The sequence below is a fragment of the Bradyrhizobium sp. 1 genome (assembly GCF_023073315.1).
Taxonomy (GTDB): Bacteria; Pseudomonadota; Alphaproteobacteria; order Rhizobiales; family Xanthobacteraceae; genus Bradyrhizobium.
In genome coordinates this window covers 162285-179105 of sequence record NZ_JADPJH010000014.1, presented here as the reverse complement: position 1 = coordinate 179105, position 16821 = coordinate 162285, and the positions used below count along the sequence as shown (strand labels likewise).

General features: G+C 62.9%; 15 protein-coding genes. 11 read left to right on the top strand and 4 right to left on the bottom strand.

What is annotated here, in order from left to right:
• The first annotated feature begins 440 nt into the window (after positions 1–440).
• The 10 genes from IVB29_RS09430 to IVB29_RS09385 all read left to right on the top strand — a co-directional run bounded on the left by IVB29_RS09430 (position 441) and on the right by IVB29_RS09385 (position 11243).
• A complete protein-coding gene (locus IVB29_RS09430) occupies positions 441–827 on the top strand; it encodes a DUF2946 family protein (protein ID WP_247503127.1) in 387 nt (128 codons plus the stop codon).
• An 84-nt stretch (positions 828–911) separates the two neighbouring features.
• Positions 912–3314, top strand: coding sequence for a TonB-dependent receptor (locus IVB29_RS09425; protein WP_247503126.1), 2403 nt, complete (start codon positions 912–914; stop codon positions 3312–3314).
• Positions 3315–3340: 26 nt separating this feature from the next.
• Positions 3341–4552, top strand: a complete 1212-nt coding sequence (locus tag IVB29_RS09420) for a sialidase family protein (protein ID WP_247503125.1) — start codon at positions 3341–3343, stop codon at positions 4550–4552.
• Positions 4549–5046 (top strand): TlpA disulfide reductase family protein, encoded by a 498-nt coding sequence (locus tag IVB29_RS09415; protein ID WP_247503124.1) that lies wholly within the window; start codon positions 4549–4551, stop codon positions 5044–5046. Before IVB29_RS09420 ends, IVB29_RS09415 begins: the two co-directional genes overlap by 4 nt.
• 28 nt (positions 5047–5074) lie before the next feature.
• Positions 5075–5599 carry a copper chaperone PCu(A)C gene (locus tag IVB29_RS09410; RefSeq protein ID WP_247503123.1) on the top strand — a complete coding sequence of 175 codons (525 nt, stop codon included), beginning with the start codon at positions 5075–5077 and terminating at the stop codon, positions 5597–5599.
• Positions 5600–5630: 31 nt separating this feature from the next.
• Positions 5631–6149: a YcnI family protein gene (locus tag IVB29_RS09405; RefSeq protein ID WP_247503122.1), complete on the top strand. Its 519-nt coding sequence runs from the start codon at positions 5631–5633 to the stop codon at positions 6147–6149.
• Positions 6149–7711, top strand: a complete 1563-nt coding sequence (locus IVB29_RS09400; protein ID WP_247503121.1) for a CopD family protein — start codon at positions 6149–6151, stop codon at positions 7709–7711. Before IVB29_RS09405 ends, IVB29_RS09400 begins: the two co-directional genes overlap by 1 nt.
• 147 nt (positions 7712–7858) lie before the next feature.
• Positions 7859–9178, top strand: a complete 1320-nt coding sequence (proS, locus tag IVB29_RS09395; protein ID WP_247503120.1) for a proline--tRNA ligase — start codon at positions 7859–7861, stop codon at positions 9176–9178.
• Positions 9179–9250: 72 nt separating this feature from the next.
• A complete protein-coding gene (locus IVB29_RS09390) occupies positions 9251–10531 on the top strand; it encodes a lipoprotein-releasing ABC transporter permease subunit (protein ID WP_247503119.1) in 1281 nt (426 codons plus the stop codon).
• A 7-nt stretch (positions 10532–10538) separates the two neighbouring features.
• Positions 10539–11243, top strand: coding sequence for an ABC transporter ATP-binding protein (locus IVB29_RS09385; protein ID WP_247503118.1), 705 nt, complete (start codon positions 10539–10541; stop codon positions 11241–11243).
• A 128-nt stretch (positions 11244–11371) separates the two neighbouring features.
• Here the strand turns inward: IVB29_RS09385 and IVB29_RS09380 are convergent, their stop codons facing one another.
• Positions 11372–12451, bottom strand: coding sequence for a zinc-binding alcohol dehydrogenase family protein (locus IVB29_RS09380; RefSeq protein ID WP_247503117.1), 1080 nt, complete (start codon positions 12449–12451; stop codon positions 11372–11374).
• A 109-nt stretch (positions 12452–12560) separates the two neighbouring features.
• Here IVB29_RS09380 and IVB29_RS09375 point away from each other — a divergent pair, with 109 nt between their 5' ends.
• Positions 12561–13334 (top strand): helix-turn-helix transcriptional regulator, encoded by a 774-nt coding sequence (locus IVB29_RS09375; protein WP_247503116.1) that lies wholly within the window; start codon positions 12561–12563, stop codon positions 13332–13334.
• Positions 13335–13360: 26 nt separating this feature from the next.
• Here IVB29_RS09375 and IVB29_RS09370 read toward each other — a convergent pair whose 3' ends face one another.
• From IVB29_RS09370 to IVB29_RS09360, 3 genes are read right to left on the bottom strand one after another with little or no spacing between them, the layout of a single operon-like run.
• Positions 13361–14587 carry a cyclopropane-fatty-acyl-phospholipid synthase family protein gene (locus IVB29_RS09370; RefSeq protein ID WP_247503115.1) on the bottom strand — a complete coding sequence of 409 codons (1227 nt, stop codon included), beginning with the start codon at positions 14585–14587 and terminating at the stop codon, positions 13361–13363.
• On the bottom strand, positions 14584–15372 hold the full coding sequence (locus IVB29_RS09365; RefSeq protein ID WP_247503114.1) for a DUF1365 family protein: 789 nt from the start codon (positions 15370–15372) through the stop codon (positions 14584–14586). Before IVB29_RS09365 ends, IVB29_RS09370 begins: the two co-directional genes overlap by 4 nt.
• Complete coding sequence (locus IVB29_RS09360) at positions 15369–16712, bottom strand: NAD(P)/FAD-dependent oxidoreductase (RefSeq protein WP_247503113.1); 1344 nt, start codon at positions 16710–16712, stop codon at positions 15369–15371. The genes IVB29_RS09365 and IVB29_RS09360 overlap by 4 nt, the downstream gene beginning before the upstream one ends.
• Positions 16713–16821 lie beyond the last annotated feature (109 nt).

The window sequence follows — 16821 nt, the reverse complement described above, 5'->3', positions numbered from 1 at the left end:
GCGGGGCCCTAGCCCCGCTCGAAAATTGTGTCGACCCTATTATCCCCGATTCTAAGATTTGCTCTTAATTGACGGGGCGACGCTGCGTTTTGCGCGCCAGGGGCTCCTCCCGAGACTTGGACCACCAGACTTCAACCTCGCGGTTCAGCCTGAGCAAGAGGGATGCTAGATCAACTTTTCTCACTTGTCATCATTTTCGGCAACGATTGTTCAAAATAAGAGCAACGAACGAAATGATCGGGCTATTTACCAGGTAAACATATGACAAATATGAGAAATCTGTGGATGAGGCAGGGTTGCCCGACTGCCTCAAATGCCGGACGTCTCCTCCCGCGGGGCGCTCCGACCACAGTTTTCGAGAAATTTGCGCTGGGCCAAGAAGGCGGTGGAACCGACCTCGACTCAGGACCGGGCGAGGTGTTTAGTTAGCGCACGAACGAATGGTTCGGTGGATGCGCTCACGGCTGCAAAAATTCCTACCCCTGGTCCTGCTCGCCTTGGCGATGCAGGTGCTGGCGCCGATTGCCGCCTGTCTGGCGGCCGGCCAGGCCGTGGCCGATCCGCTGTCCGCCGCCGTCATCTGCCACAGCGCGAGTGAGCAGGGTGGTCTGAACGATCAGACCGGCACACCGGCCGCACATGCCGGTGCCTGTGCGCTCTGCTGTCTGGCGCAGGCGGCTGCCTCGCTCGATTCGCCGCCGCAGCTTGCGCTCGCTGTTCCCTTCCGCCACGCCGAACGCGTGGTGTGGCATCAGGCGGATGCCTCGACTGCTTCCGTCCCCAAGGGCTCCCACGCCCAGGCACGCGCGCCTCCACACATTTCCTGACGACCCCCAGGGTCGCCGCGGTTCGTCCGCTGGCGATTGATGCTGTCGAATGGCCGGTAAGAAAGCCGGCGTCAGGAATGGCCCATGTTGAATTGTCATGCTCGCCGTGGCGTGAGTGTCGTTGCCATCCAGGCGGCGCTGCTTGTGTCGTCGAGTGGAGCCTTTGCCCAAAGCAGCAATACTGCGCTTCCCCCGGTAACCGTCGAGGCGCCGCAGGCCGCCCGTCCCAAGCCGATAGCCCGGCCCACGCGACAGCGCTCCACTGCGGCAAGCCGACCGACGCGGCCCGTCGCAGGGAACGTGAGCGCCAGCGCGCCGACCCAAAACTGGGAGGTGACCGCCGGCGCAGCGCGAGATAGCCTCAATCAGGCGCCGGCTGGCCAGACCGCGACGACCATCGATCGCAGCCAGTTCGACAACCGGCCGGCGTTTTCGGTCGGCGACGTGCTGCGGGACAGTCCGGGCATCTCGATCAAGCAGGGCAACGGTCCGCGCGATTTCGGGATCTCGATTCGCGGATCCAACGCCCGGAACGGCTTTGGTATCCGCAATCTCGTGATCTTCGACGACGGCTTCCCAGTGACGCAGCCTGACGGCCTGTCGCGCAGCGACCTGATCGATCCCCACGCCTATGGTGCCATCGACGTCGTGCGCGGCCCTTCGTCGGCGCTCTACGGGAACTACGCGACCGGCGGCGCGCTCAATTTCCGGACGCGGCCGGGCGGCACGATCGACGGCGTCGAATATGGCGTCGACGGCGGCAGCTACGGCTATCTCAACAACTATCTTGCGGCCGGCAAGAAGGTCGGCAATTTCGAGGGCTCGCTGTTCGCAAGCGACACGCGGGGCGACGGCTATACCGGCAACAGCTGGTTCAATACGCAGACCGTCAACTTCCTCGGCACGCTCAAGGCGACGCCGGACGATCGCTTCACGGTCAAGATCATCAACAACGACCTCAGCGCGCGGTTACCGCTTCGCTCTACGCTGAGCCAGTATTATCAAAACCCATTTCAGCAGGGCTGCGCAACCGGTCTGACGGCGGCAGCCGGATGTGGAACGATCTTGCTAAACAACAACGGCTTCAACCCGACCGCCGGAACCGACAAGGAGACGGCCGTGCAGGCCGGGCTCGGCCGTAACGACCGCCGGACCATCGTCGGCGGCCGGTGGGAGCACGATTTCGACAATATCACGACATGGCGAAATCAGTTCACCTTCGACGACAGGAACATTAGCCAGCCGACGGGGACGACCAGCGCGATTGGCGATTTTCCGTCGTACAATTACATGAGCGACCTGACCAAGCGCGGCGAGATTCTCGGGATGGAGTCGACCGCGTTCTTCGGCGCCTTCTACAACACGCTGACGGCGTCGAGCGACACGCGAAACGTGATGCCGGGGGGCAACGCGACGCTCGGCAGACTGTCGAGCAATCTCTACAGCGAAACGACCAATTATGGTGTTCGCGCACGGGAAGAACTCAAGCTGACCACTTCGCTGACGGCCGTCGCCGGCGTCGGTTGGGAGACAACCGTTCTCAAGGGCATCAACACGGCTTATTCGTACATTGGACCCACCGGTATTACTGCGACAACACCCACGACGGCGGACCGGCAGTTTCAAAACACCGCACCTGAGCTGGCGCTTCTTTACAATCTCAACAACGAGTGGCTGTTCCGGGGACGAGTTGCCACGGGATACGGCACGCCGCAGGTTTCGAATCTTTTCGTCGTTCAGACGGGATTATCGGGCAACAATACCCAACTCCAGACTCAGAAGAATCTTGGCTACGATCTCGGTTTTGATTGGACGCCGAACAACACACTCAAGCTCAGCGCCACCGGCTTCTACGAGTTCTTCCGCAACGAGATCGTCACTCAGTCTACTCAGACACCTGGCGTAACCTATTCCTTCAACGCACCGCGATCCGAGCATCGTGGCATCGAGCTCGCGGCTGACTGGAAGTTCTATCCGGGCTGGCGGTTCATGGCGGCATACACCTATCTCGACGAGGTCTACACCGAGTATGTCGAGGACATCGCAAAGGGGGCCGTGTTCAGCTTCAATCGGGCAGGTAACAAGATCCCCGGTGTCTCGCCCAACGAGCTCACGGCCAGGGTCGGCTACGATGAGTTCGCCGGGCCGCTGACCGGCCTCGGAGGTTTCGTGGAGTTCCAGTGGAAGGACTCCTTCTACATGGACAATGCAAATTTGCTGAAGGCGCCGGGTTACGAGTTGGTCAACGTCAACGTTCACTACAAGACCGATCTGGTGTCCGACACCTTCCGATCCTTGAACCTGTTCCTCGAAGTCAGAAACGTGTTCGACCGGACCTATATTGCTTCGGCAAATAATATCACCAACACGGTCTCGCCGGCCGGCATTCAGGATTCTGCAAGCGCGCTCGCAAGCTTGTCGCCGGGATCGATCTATGCCGGCTCGCCGCGCGCCTTCGTTGCAGGTATGAAGGTGGCGTTCAGATGATCCGGGCTCTCGAAGGGAGTAGGACCATGGTCCGAAATGGCTTGCTCGGGATAGCCGCTCTCGCGCTTCTGCAAGGTACGGCGCTCGCGCAGATGCACGGTCAGCATGCCTCCGAATCGGCCTGCGAAGAGCCGACGCTGCGCTGCGCAACCAAGGTGACGCCTGCCTTCGGTCCGGACGGAACGTTGTGGCTGGTCTGGATGGCGGGCGGGCAGGTCTCGGTTGCGAGTTCGCAGGATGCGGGACGCAGTTTCTCGGCTCCCATCCAGGTCACGACGAAGCGGCTGAACCTTGATTGGGGGCCGGATGCCCGGCCGAAGATCGTCGTCGATCGCAAGGGCGGCATCGCCCTCGCATTCTCGATCTTCAGGGATGAAGCGTTCAACGGGCAGGTGCTCTACTCACGATCCGGCGATGGCGGGAGGAGCTTCGCGGACCTGAAGCCCATCACGGCAAACAACGAGAGCCAGCGGTTTGAGGCGCTGGCGCTCGATCAGGACGGAACGGTCTTCGCGGCGTGGCTCGACAAGCGCAATCGCGTTCCCGCGAAGGAAGCGGGACGGAAGTACGAGGGAGCAGGGCTGTTCTTTGCCTCGTCGCGCGACGGCGGCGCCAACTACGGGGAGGCAGGTCTCGCGCGTGACAACACCTGCGAATGTTGCCGGTTGGGGCTGACATTCGCGGCGCCGGGGCGGCCGGCCGTGATCTTCAGAAACATTTTCGACGGGGGTGTGCGCGATCACGCGGTCATGACGTTCACCGATGTCTCGACGTCGGGCGAAATCCATCGGGTCAGCAACGACGACTGGCAGATCAATGCCTGTCCGCACCACGGGCCGAGCCTCACCGTTGCGCCGAACGGGACTTATCACGTCGCCTGGTACACGAACGGAAAGGCGCGGAAGGGATTGTTCTACGCGCACTCGCGCGACGAAGGCCGGACCTTCTCCGCGCCCATGGCGATCGGGCAGCCGGGCCGCAACCCGACGCGACCCTTCGTGCTTGCGGGCGGGACGGGAACGGTGATGGTGTGGAAGGAGTTCGATGGCGAGAAGACTTCGGTTCAGATGACGATTTCGCGTGACGATGGCGAGACCTGGTCGCCGCCGAAGACGATATCGAGCACGACCGATACTTCCGACCATCCCTTGCTGGTCTCCAATGGCCGGCAGACCTACCTGTCATGGATGACGAAGGCGGATGGCTACCGCCTCACAGCGATCGAGGACCAACCATGAAACGTCGATTTGCAGGCATGCTGGGTCTGTCTATCCTGATCGCATCGGCGTCTGCGCTTGGAGCGCGGCCGGCCCTCAAACCGTTCGAGCGCGGCACCTGGCAAAGCGTGCTGAAGGGCCATGCAGGCCGCCCGACCCTCGTGCATTTCTGGGGTGTGACCTGCGGGCCATGCAAGGTCGAGCTGCCGCTGCTCGGGCAGTTTGCGAAGGACCATCCCGGGATTGACGTGATCACGATCAGCGCCGATCTCGTGCCGAACCTTCCGGCTGCGACGCAATCGATGCTTGATAAAGCGGGGTTGTCGTCGACCGAGAACTTCATCTTCAGCGACGGCTTTGTCGAGCGTTTGCGGTTCGAGATCGATCCTGCCTGGCAGGGAGACATTCCCCGGACCATGCTCATCTCGCGGGACCAGACCATCACGACGATCGAAGGCTCGGCCGAGATGGTTGATCTCGAAAAATGGTCGGACCAACAGCTCGCCGCACACTGAAATTCAATCTGCAACCGGGAAGACCGATATGAAGAAAATGTTGAAAGATACGATGTTCGCGGCGTTCGCTCTCGCGCTCTGCGCGGCACCGGCGGCGGCCGACGACGTCAAGGCCGGCGATCTCGTCATCTCGCAGGCCTGGAGTCGGGCGACGCCTGGTGGCGCCAAGGTGGCGGGCGGCTACCTGACCATCGAGAACAAGGGGACGGCGGCGGATAAGCTGGTCAGCGTTTCCGCCGATATCGCGGGAAAGGTCGAGGTCCATGAGATGACGATGGACAATGGCGTGATGAAGATGCGCCCGCTCGACAAGGGGCTCGTGATCGATCCCGGAAAGACGGTGAAGCTTGCGCCCGGTGGCTATCATTTGATGCTCCAGGAACTGAAGGGCGCGTTCAAGGAAGGCGAGAAGGTGCCGGTCACGCTGGAGTTCGAAAAGGCAGGCAAGATCGCCGTCTCTCTTGATGTCCAGGGCGTCGGCGCGCAGGCGCCCGGTGGCGGCGGAGGCATGATGATGAAGAAAATGCCGGATCATTCGGGAATGAAGATGTGACGCAGCCGATCTGGGCTTCAGGAGGTCAACCATGTCGAAGCGATTTTGCCTGATCGCGATTGCGGCACTCGCCGCATCGCCCGCGGTGGCGCACGTCTTTCTCGAGGGCAAGCAGGCCACGGTCGGCGCGTCCTACAAGGCCGTCTTCGCCGTGCCGCATGGCTGTGCCGGTTCGCCCACGGTGAAGATCCGCGTGCAGATCCCGGAAGGGGTGATCGCGGTGAAGCCGATGCCGAAGGCGGGTTGGAGCGTCGATGTGGTCGAGGGCAAATATGCCACTGAGTACGATTATCACGGCAACAAGCTCTCCTCCGGCGTCAAGGAGGTGGCGTGGTCCGGCGGCAAGCTGCCGGACAAGAACTATGACGAGTTCGTCATGCACACGGTGCTGACCGATGCGCTCAAGCCGAACACGACCCTGTACTTTCCCGTCGTCCAGGAATGCGAGACCGGCGTCAGCCGCTGGATCGAGATTCCGGCGGAAGGGGCAGGGCATTCGCATGAGGGCAAGTCGCCGGCGCCTGGCGTGAAATTGTTACCAAAGCCCTGATGCGCCTGCTCGCCGGGCTCGCGACGCTGCTCCTCGTTGTCGGCTTTGCGACCGGCGCCTCGGCGCATGCGGCGCTTGTCGCGGTCGAGCCGGCGAGCGGCAGCATGCTCGCAAGTGCGCCGAAGGCGGTGGAACTGCGTTTCAACGAAGCGGTGACGCCGGGCGCAATTCTGCTGATCGATGGCGCGGGCCGGGCGCGGCACGATGCGCGGGTCAACGCATCGGGCGAGACCATCTCGGTCGTGATGCCACCGGACCTGCCGCAGGGAACGTCCGTGGTCAGTTATCGCGTGATCTCCGAGGACGGCCATCCGGTCTCGGGCTCGGTGATCTTCTCGATCGGCATGCCGACGGCGACAACGCCTCCGGTCACGACGGATGGCGGGTTAAACGCGCTGATCTGGCTTGCCCGGATCGGTCTCTACCTCGGCCTGTTTGTCGGCGTCGGCGGCGTGTTCTTTGCGCGCTGGATCGCGTGGTCGATGATCGGGATGACCGTCCCGCGCTTGGCGCTCGCCATCGGCATTCCCTGCGCCATCGCGTCCCTTGGCGCACTGGGCCTCGATCTCCTCGGGCTGCCGCCAGCGGCGCTCGCGACGATAGCCCCCTGGAAGGTCGCGTTCGCGACCAGCGCCGGCCCCGCGCTGATGGTGGCCATCGCAGCGATGCTGCTCGCGCTGATGTCGCTGCGCAGCGCATGGTATGTGCGCGCGCTTGCGATCATCGCGTTTGTCGGCGTCGGTCTGTCGCTCGCCATGACCGGGCACGCTGCAACGGCCCCGCCGGAGGCGTTGATCCGGCCGGCGATTTTTCTCCACGGCCTCGGCGTCAGCATCTGGATCGGCGCCCTCGCGCCGCTCGTCGCGCTGGTGTCGAAGCCGACGAGCGCAACGCTTCCCGTCGTGAACCGCTTCTCCCGCATTGCTGCGCTGGCGGTCGGCGTGCTGGCCTTGACCGGCCTCGCACTCGCGATCGTTCAGCTCGACAAGCCGGCAGCGCTGGTCGAGACCCGCTACGGGATGATCCTCTCGATCAAGCTTGTGTTTGTCACGGGATTGCTGGCGCTTGCCGCGCTCAATCGGTTCCGGCTGACACCGGCCCTGGCTAGGGGCGAGAATGCGACGCCCGCGCTGAAGCGCTCGATCCTGCTGGAAGGTGCGATTGCACTCGCCATCCTTGCCGTCGTCGCCGGCTGGCGCTTCACGCCGCCGCCGCGGACGATCGTTCCCGAAACGCCGCTGGCGATCCACATCCACACCGACAAGGCGATGTTCCAGGTCCTGGTCTCGCCCGGCAAGGCGGGCGCTGATGACTTCGTGCTCCAGCTCATGACGGGCGAGGCGGCGCCGCTCACGGCCAAGGAGGTGACGCTGACCCTGAGCCTGCCCGAGCGCGGCATCGAGCCGATGGAGCGGGACGCTTCGCTCGGGCCTGACGGCTACTGGCATGTGCGCAAGGTCGAGCTGCCCTTCGCCGGCCGCTGGCGTGTGCGGATCGATGCGCTGGTCACCGATTTCGAGAAGATCACGCTCGAGGACGATCTTGAGGTGGCGCCGCCTTGAGGCGTACAGCGTTCAAGTCGAACCTGAAGGCAACGGAAAAATGACAGGAATTTCGCTGCGTTAGCGGCTTTTCCTCATTCCCGGTCTTGTGTTTTCGCTCTCAATCCGCTTTCACTGCAGGCCATCACTGATTCCTTGAGTATTGCCATGCGGTTGTCGCGGTTCTTTCTGCCCATTCTGAAGGAAAATCCGAAAGAGGCGGAGATCGTCTCGCATCGGCTGATGCTGCGGGCCGGCATGATCCGGCAGGAGGCCGCCGGCATCTATGCCTGGCTGCCGCTCGGCTTCCGCGTGCTCAAGAAGATCGAGCAGATCGTGCGCGAGGAGCAGGACCGCGCCGGCGCGCTGGAACTGTTGATGCCGACGCTCCAGCTCGCCGATCTCTGGCGCGAGAGCGGCCGTTATGACGCCTATGGCCCGGAGATGCTCCGCATCGCCGACCGCCACAAGCGCGAGCTGCTGTTCGGGCCGACCAACGAGGAAATGATCACCGAGATCTTTCGCGCTTACGTGAAATCCTACAAGAGCCTGCCGCTCAATCTCTATCATATCCAATGGAAATTCCGCGACGAGCAGCGTCCGCGTTTCGGCGTGATGCGTGGCCGCGAGTTTCTGATGAAGGACGCCTATTCCTTCGACCTCAACGAAGCTGCGGCGCGCGTCGCCTACAACAAGATGTTCGTCGCTTACCTGCGCACCTTCGCGCGGATGGGGCTGAAAGCGATCCCGATGCGCGCCGAGACCGGCCCGATTGGCGGCGATCTCAGCCACGAATTCATCGTGCTGGCTGAGACCGGCGAATCCGGCGTGTTCATCAATCGCGACGTGCTGGACCTGCCGGTGCCGGGCGAGGACGTCGATTATGAAGGCGACCTGACGCCGATTATCAAGCAATGGACTTCGGTCTATGCCGCCACCGAGGACGTCCATGACGCCGCGCGGTTCGAGCAGGAAGTGCCCGAAGACAAGCGGGTGAACACCCGCGGCATCGAGGTTGGCCAGATCTTCTATTTCGGCACGAAATATTCCGACGCCATGAAGGCGCTGGTGGCCGGGCCTGACGGCGTCGACGTGCCGATCCACGGCGGCTCCTACGGCGTCGGCGTCTCCCGCCTGCTCGGTGCCATCATCGAGGCCTGCCATGACGATGCTGGCATCAAATGGCCGGAGGCGGTGGCCCCATTCCGCGTGTCGATCCTCAATCTCAAGCAGGGCGATGCCGCAGTCGATGCGGCCTGCGAGAAGCTCTATGCCGAGCTCCAGGCCAAGGGCGTCGACGTGCTCTATGACGACACCGACCAGCGCGCCGGCGCCAAATTCGCCGCCGCAGACCTGATCGGCATTCCCTGGCAGATCATGATCGGCCCCAAGGGTCTCGCGGACGGCAAGGTCGAGATCAAGAAGCGCAGCGACGGCTCCCGCGAGACCATGTCGCCTGCGGACGCGGTCGCCCGGCTGGTCGGTTGAATAGTGTTCATCGCGCGATAGTGGGCCGGTAATCCGGCCACATTTGACCCCGAATCATGGGATTATCGAGCGATGGATGAAACCATGACAGAGACCAAGCCAACCGCGCCTTTCGCGCCCTTCGAGTGGATGTTGTCGGCGCGCTATTTGCGGGCACGCCGCAAGGAGGGATTCATCTCGGTGATCGCCGGGTTCTCCTTCCTCGGCATCATGCTGGGCGTGGCGACGCTGATCATCGTGATGGCCGTCATGAACGGCTTCCGGAAAGAACTGCTCGACAAGATTTTGGGCCTCAACGGCCACATCCTGGTGCAGCCGTTGGAATCGCCGCTGACGGACTGGAAAGACGTCGCCGACCGCCTCAGCCAGGTCCAGGGCATCCGCCTTGCGGCCCCCGTGGTCGATGGCCAAGCGCTGGCGTCCTCGCCGTGGAACGCCTCGGGCGTGCTGGTGCGCGGCATCCGCTCCGACGACCTCAACAACCTCACCTCGATCGCCAAGAACATCAAGCAGGGCTCGCTCGAGGGCTTTGACGACGGGCAGGGGGTCGCGATCGGCCGGCGCCTTGCCGACCAGCTGTCGCTGCACGCCGGCGACAGCATCACGCTGGTGGCGCCGAAGGGCGCGGTCACCCCGATGGGCACCACGCCACGCATCAAGCCGTACAAGATCGTCGCCGTGTTCGAGATCGGCATGTCCGAATACGATCTCGGCTTCGTATTCATGCCGCTCGCCGAAGCGCAGGCCTATTTCAACCGCAGCAACGACGTCACCTCGATCGAGGTGTTCACCACCAACCCCGATCGCATCGTCGCTTTTCGTCAGGCGGTGACGGAGGCCGCGGGCCGGCCTGTGTTCCTGGTCGACTGGCGGCAGCGCAACTCGACCTTCTTCAACGCGCTCCAGGTCGAGCGCAACGTGATGTTCCTGATCCTGACCATGATCGTGCTGGTCGCGGCGCTGAACATCGTCTCCGGCCTGATCATGCTGGTGAAGGACAAGGGCAGCGACATCGCGATCCTGCGCACGATGGGCGCCTCGCAAGGCTCGATCATGCGCATCTTCCTGATCACGGGCGCCTCGATCGGCGTGGTCGGCACGCTGGTCGGCTTCCTCGTTGGCCTCGTGATCTGTCTCAACATCGAATCGATCCGGCAATTCCTGTCCTGGCTCACCAGCACCGAGATATTCTCGCCGGAGCTCTACTTCCTGTCGAAACTGCCCGCCGAGATCGACGTCGGCGAGACCTCGGCCGTCGTCATCATGGCGCTGACGCTGTCGTTCCTGGCGACGCTCTACCCGTCGTGGCGCGCCGCGCGCCTCGATCCGGTCGAAGCGCTCCGGTACGAGTGAGGGGCTGATGGAGCAGCAGCATGGGGCTGAAGATGTACCGGTCATTTATCTCCACGAGATAAAGCGGCAGTACTTGCAGGGCGAGGTGCCGCTGACGATCCTCGACGGCGCCAAGCTCGCGCTGTGGGCCGGGCAATCGGTCGCGCTGGTGGCGCCATCGGGCTCGGGCAAGTCGACGCTGCTGCACATTGCGGGCCTGCTCGAAGCGCCCGATTCCGGCGAGGTCTATGTCAACGGCGCGCCGACCTCGCAACTGCCCGACATCGAGCGCACCCAGTTGCGCCGCACCGATATCGGCTTCGTCTACCAGTCGCACCGGCTCTTGCCGGAGTTCTCGGCGCTGGAGAACGTGATGATGCCGCAGATGATCCGCGGCCTGAAGAAGTCCGAGAGCGTCAAGCGCGCCAAGGAGATCCTCGGCTATCTCGGGCTCGGCGACCGCATCACCCATCGCCCCGCGGAACTGTCGGGCGGCGAGCAGCAGCGCGTCGCCATCGCGCGGGCGGTTGCGAACGCGCCGCGCGTGCTGTTTGCGGACGAGCCGACCGGAAATCTCGATCCGCACACCGCGGACCATGTGTTCCAGGCCCTGATGCAGCTGGTCAAGGCCACGCAAGTTTCGATGCTGATCGCGACCCACAACATGGAGCTCGCCGGCCGCATGGACCGGCGCGTGTCGCTGTCGAACGGCCAGGTCGTCGAGCTCGAATAACAAAAACTGCGAAACAACCCCATGCACAGTAGCCGGACACCGGCGGCTATGATCGGGGTGACGCCTTCCAGCTATTTGATGGATCGGGCAAAACCGCTGCGACGGCGCATCGCCGCAGCGGCGGCCGCTTACGGCCTGATCACCGTCAATTTGAACGGTCCGCCATTGGCCGCGGCATGCTCCACGGCCTCGTTGGCGTGATCGAGACCGAAGGCCGTCGTCTCGTATTCGTCGAGCCGCAACAGCCCGGATCGCACCAGTGCGATCAGGCGGCTTGCTGCGTCCGGCGGATACATCCAGACGCCGTGGATGCTGATGCAGTTGCGCATGATCCAGGGGTAGGGCAGCTCGAGCCCCGGACCGCCCGCCATGCCGACGCCGCCCATGAGCACGACGCGGCCGTAGGCGCGCACGGTCATGACGGCCGCGCGCACCACGTTCGGGCTCACCGAGGGCGGCATGATGTCGAATACGCAATCGATCGGCCCGGGCGCGGCGCGCTTCATCGCCTCGCAGTCCTCGTCCTCGTTGCCACTGAGCCTGACCGGCCTCACGCGGCAGCCGAAGCGGCGGACGAGGTCGGCGAGGATCTTTTCGTTGCGGCCCGGCGTCACCACGCAGGCCGCGCCCATCGCCAGCGCGACCGACACCGCCGCGCTGCCGAAATTGCCGGTGGCCCCGCTCACCAGCACGGTTTCGCCCGGTTTCAGGTCGGCGGCGAGGAAACCGCCATAGGGCACCAGCAGCGTCCCCAGCGCACACCATTGCGTGGCCTGCTCCGACGTGATCGCGCCGAGGCGCTTGACGTTCTCGGTCGGCAGGCGCATCTGCTCGGCGAACGAGCCGTGACGAAAATGCTGCTGCAGACGCATGCCGCCTAGACCTGCGGCAGTCAGTCCTTGCAGCGCGATGTCGGGCGCAACGGCGTCGTCGCGCGACCGCACTGTCGGATCGCAGAATACCCAGTCGCCGATCGCGAGCCTGGTTGCGTCCGGGCCGATCGCGCGCACCCGGCCGATGCCGCCCGGGCCCGGGATGATCGGCAGGTCGAGGGCATAATTGCGCATCCCGCTGAAGACCTCGTTCATGTAGGACAGCACGCGCGTGGCGACGACATCGACGATGACCTCGCCGGTGCCGAGCACCGGTTCCGGGGCATTCTCGATCACCAGCGGCGTTCCGAAGGATTTGAGTACGGCGGCTTTCATGTGTTCACCTCAAGGTCGGGGTGAAGCCCATATGCGCCGCCCTTGAAGGGACAAGAAGGCCTGGTATTATCCTAGTATTACGAAATCCCTCCATCGTGGGAGTGACGTCATGGCCGATCCACGCCGCGTCGAGTTCGGGGACTTCCTCAGGTCGCGCCGCGAGAAGCTGTCGCCGAAGACCGTAGGTCTGCCCGCCGGCCGGCGGCGGCGTACCGCGGGCCTGCGCCGTGAGGAGGTCGCCCAGCTCGCCGGCATCGGCGTCGACTGGTACATTCGCCTCGAGCAGGGCCGCACCGTCAGCCCGTCGGTCACCACCGTCGATGCGCTGGCGCGTGCGCTGCGTCTGACGAAGACCGAGCACGCGCATCTGAAGGCGCTGGCGCGCGATGGCGCGAAGAGTGCCTTCGTGCCGGAGATCGTGCCACCGCCGATCCGGCGAATGATCGAAAGCCTCAATCATCCGGCCTACATCACCGGACGGCGCTGGGACGTGCTGGCGTGGAACGCCGCCGCCGAGCAGGTTTTTGCATTCGGGCGGCTAGCCCAGGAGGATCGCAACACACTGCTCCTGGTGATGACCAACAAGCAGACGCGAAAGGCTTACGGTGCGGGCTGGGCGGACGTGGCCAAGGGCATGGTGGCGATGTTTCGCGCCACCCACGACGTCTGGGCCGGCGATCCCGCCTTCGCCGAATTGCTGACGCGGCTGCGCCAGGGCAGTCCGGAGTTCGTCAAATGGTGGGAGGCCCACGAGATCCGCAGCACGTCGTCGGGCCGCAAGACCATGTCCCATCCGACCCTCGGCGTGCTGCATTTCGAGCACACGAGCTTTCAAGCCAATGACGACCCCGCGCTGAAGCTCGTGATTTATACGCCGGTTTAGCAAGAGACTGACGGGAGCCGGAACAATCAGTGCGTCAGCTTGAAGATGCTCACGTCGAGGGCGTCGTGTCGAAATCCAGTTTCGCAATAGGCCAGATAGTATTCCCACATGCGGCGAAACTGCGTGTCGAAGCCGCGGGTTTCGATTTCCGGCCACGATTCCATGAAACGGTCGCGCCAGTCCCGGAGGGTGCGGGCGTAGCTCAATCCGAAGGACTCCCGGCCCGTCACCTTGAGCGTGGCTTTGGCCGCCTGTTCCTCGACGATCTCGGCGGTCGGCAGCATGCCTCCCGGAAAGATGTGGCGCTGAATGAAATCCGGAGTGTTTCGATAGGCATTGAAGCGAGACGGCGCGATCGTGATGATTTGGAGCACGGCGACCCCGCCTTTGACGAGGCTCGACCGCAGCTTCTCGAAATAGAGCGGCCAGTATCGTTCACCGACGGCCTCGAACATCTCGATCGAGACGATCCGGTCAAAACGCCCGTCGATGTCGCGATAGTCCTGAAAGCGAATGGCAGCCTTACCGGCTTCGATCTCCCTCGACAGGCGCAGCTGCGCATAGTCTAGCTGCGATCGGGAAAGTGTAACCCCAGTGACGGCCGCATCGTGGCAGCGAACCAGATGCTCTGCGAGCGATCCCCATCCACACCCGATTTCGAGAACGCGCTCGCCGCCCTTGAGATCGAGGTAACGGGACACTCGTTCAAGTTTGTTTTGCTGCGCCGCCTCCAGCGAAACCTCCGAATCGTAGATCGCGGAAGAGTAGTTCATCCCTTGATCGAGCCATTGGCGGTAGAACTCGTTACCGAGGTCATAGTGGGCTGCGATGTTCCTTTTGCTACCGGCCCTGGTATTCGCTCGGGCGCGGTGCCGGAGCCAATCAAGGACGCGAGGGGCGCGGGAGGTTGCGACCTTGGCGAAAGCCGTCTCGTTTCGAACGATGAAGTCGAGCACGCCTACCAGATTGTTGGTGGACCAATCGCCGGCGATATAGCCGTCGGAGAATCCGACCTCGCCGGAAAGCAATACGCGCCGTAATGCTCGCCAGCGATGTACGGTTACGGAGATGTCGCTGCCTACATCCCGGGCGCCCGAATCTCGCCTGCCAAGTTCGAGCTGCTCGCCGTTCGGGAGAACCAGCCGCAGACGGCCCGATTGAATCGGTGGAAGTAGCCGGCCAATCATCCGGGTTACCAGCCCCGAGGGCTCGGCGACGACATCAGGCGCTAACGTGGACGAGCTGGACCTCATGGCTGGAGTCCTCGACCGTCCGCGGCCGTTACCGCGCGTTGCGCTTCGAGCTTACGGGGATGCAAGCGAAAGCCCTTAAGGATCATCCGCAACGCGTGCCAATGGATGGCCGCGATGACTTTCAATGTGAGCAGCGGATGGCTGAAAAAGGCCTTGATCAGAGCGCTGTCGGTCAATGGGTGGCGTCTCCCGGAAAGCGATGCGGTGATGACCGTCTTGTCGCCCTCCTTGCCGTGGATGGAAACCTCCACCTGCGCGGCCGGAGGCCGGACGCGAAATCCATAGGACATGTCCATGCCCAGGAATGGCGAGACGTAGAAATCCTTCGGGCAACTCTGCTCGATGATCTCTGTCGTGGCGCCATGGATCGGCATCACGTAGCTGTGCCGATCGCCGAAGGTATTGTGGACCTCGTAGATGATTGCCTCGAGCGAGCCGTCACGTCGGTAACAAAAATAGACACTCAGCGGATTGAAGCCGTGGCCGAGAATACGCGGCATGCAGAGCAGCCTGATCGTGAGCTGGTCGGCCTGACACCCTGCTTGTCGCAAAAGGCGCTGCATCTGCTCTAAAAGCGAGACGTCACTGCCGTCGCCATGGTCGCCGTCGTGGAAGCTGGAGAGATTGAAGCGATTGCGTGAAAAGAAACTGAGCTGCTTCGAGAGGCTGTCGATCTGGTTCAAATCGAGCAACATCCAGAACACCCGGTAGCGCAGCTGATGCGTCCGAGGCAGGAGGCGGCGGTGAACAACTTGGCCGGTGTAGAGGCACGAAGATGATATCATGCGGCAAGTGGCCTTGTCTGATCACGGCTCCCATCGTTCATGTAGATACGGCCGGACTCGTTTTCAACGCGCCACGGCCGCCGGACGCCGCCGAGCGCTTCTGCAACGGCGAGTCCTGATTGGAGCCCATCCTCGTGGAAACCGGCGCCGAAATAGGAACCGCAGAACCATGTGCGGCTCCTGCGTTGCAAGGACCACAGGCTGCGCTGTGCGCTCATGGCTTCGGCATCGAAGATCGGATGATCGTATTTCTCCTCGTGCAAAATTTCTCTTGGTTCAATCTGTGGATTGAGCGTCAGGAACAAATTCTTTGTTGTCGGCAACTGTTGAAGTGCGTTCATCCAATAGGTCACGGTTGGAATTTCCGTGGTGCCCTTGCCTCCGATGTAATTCCAGCTCGCCCACGCTGCCTTGCGTTGCGGCATCAAGACCGGATCGCTATGGAGAACGGCGCGGTTCCGGCTGTAGCGAAATGATCCGAGCAGGGTCCGCTCCTCTGCCGTCGGCTCCTGCAGCAGCGTCAGCGCCTGATCAGCATGCGTCGCGACGACGACATCATCGAAGTGGTTGGCGTGGCCGCCGCTATCGCTCACCTCGACACCATTCTCTTGGCGCTGGATGGCCGTCACGCCCCGGGGAAGATGGAGGCCCTCCCTGAACCGATGCGTGAGCGAATCGACGTAGCTACGGCTGCCGCCGACGACCGTCCGCCATTGCGGCCGGTTGCGCAGCTGCAGCAATCCGTGATTGTCGTGAAAGCGAATGAACGAGGCTGCCGGATATTGCAGCATCAGGCTGGGCGAGGACGACCAGATCGCTGCGGCCATCGGCAACAGATGGTCGCTGCGAAAGACCTGACCGTAATAACCAGCGTCGAGATATTGCTCCAGGGAGGAGAGATCGTCGAGCGTCGACAGATCCCGCGGTGCCTCGCGATAGAACCGCCACAGGTCGTTGAGCATGGACCAGAAGCGTGGACGAAAGACGTTGCTGCGTTGGGCGAACAGGCCGTTCAGGCTGGTACCTGAATATTCCAGCTCGCCATCCTCGAGCGAGACGGCGAACGACATGTCGGAGGCATGCGTCGGCACATTGAGGTAAGCAAAGAGCGCCGTCAGGTTCGGGTAGGTTTTCTCGTTGTAGACGATGAATCCGGTGTCGACGGGAACGACGCCATCCGACGTACGAACCTCGACGGTATTGGAGTGGCCGCCGACCCGGCGGTCGCGCTCATAGACTGTCACGTCATGCCGCTGGCTTAGGAGCCATGCCGCAGACATCCCGGATATGCCCGTGCCGATCACCGCAATCCGTTTTCGCGGTCCGTTCTCGCCCTGCATCCCGCCCCATCCTCGTGGTTGGCCCCATGGATGGGCACTTGGGTTCCGGTCACAGTTACGGGCGAGAAGCGACTTTGGATCACATCCGTTCGTGGTGATCCAAAGCCGG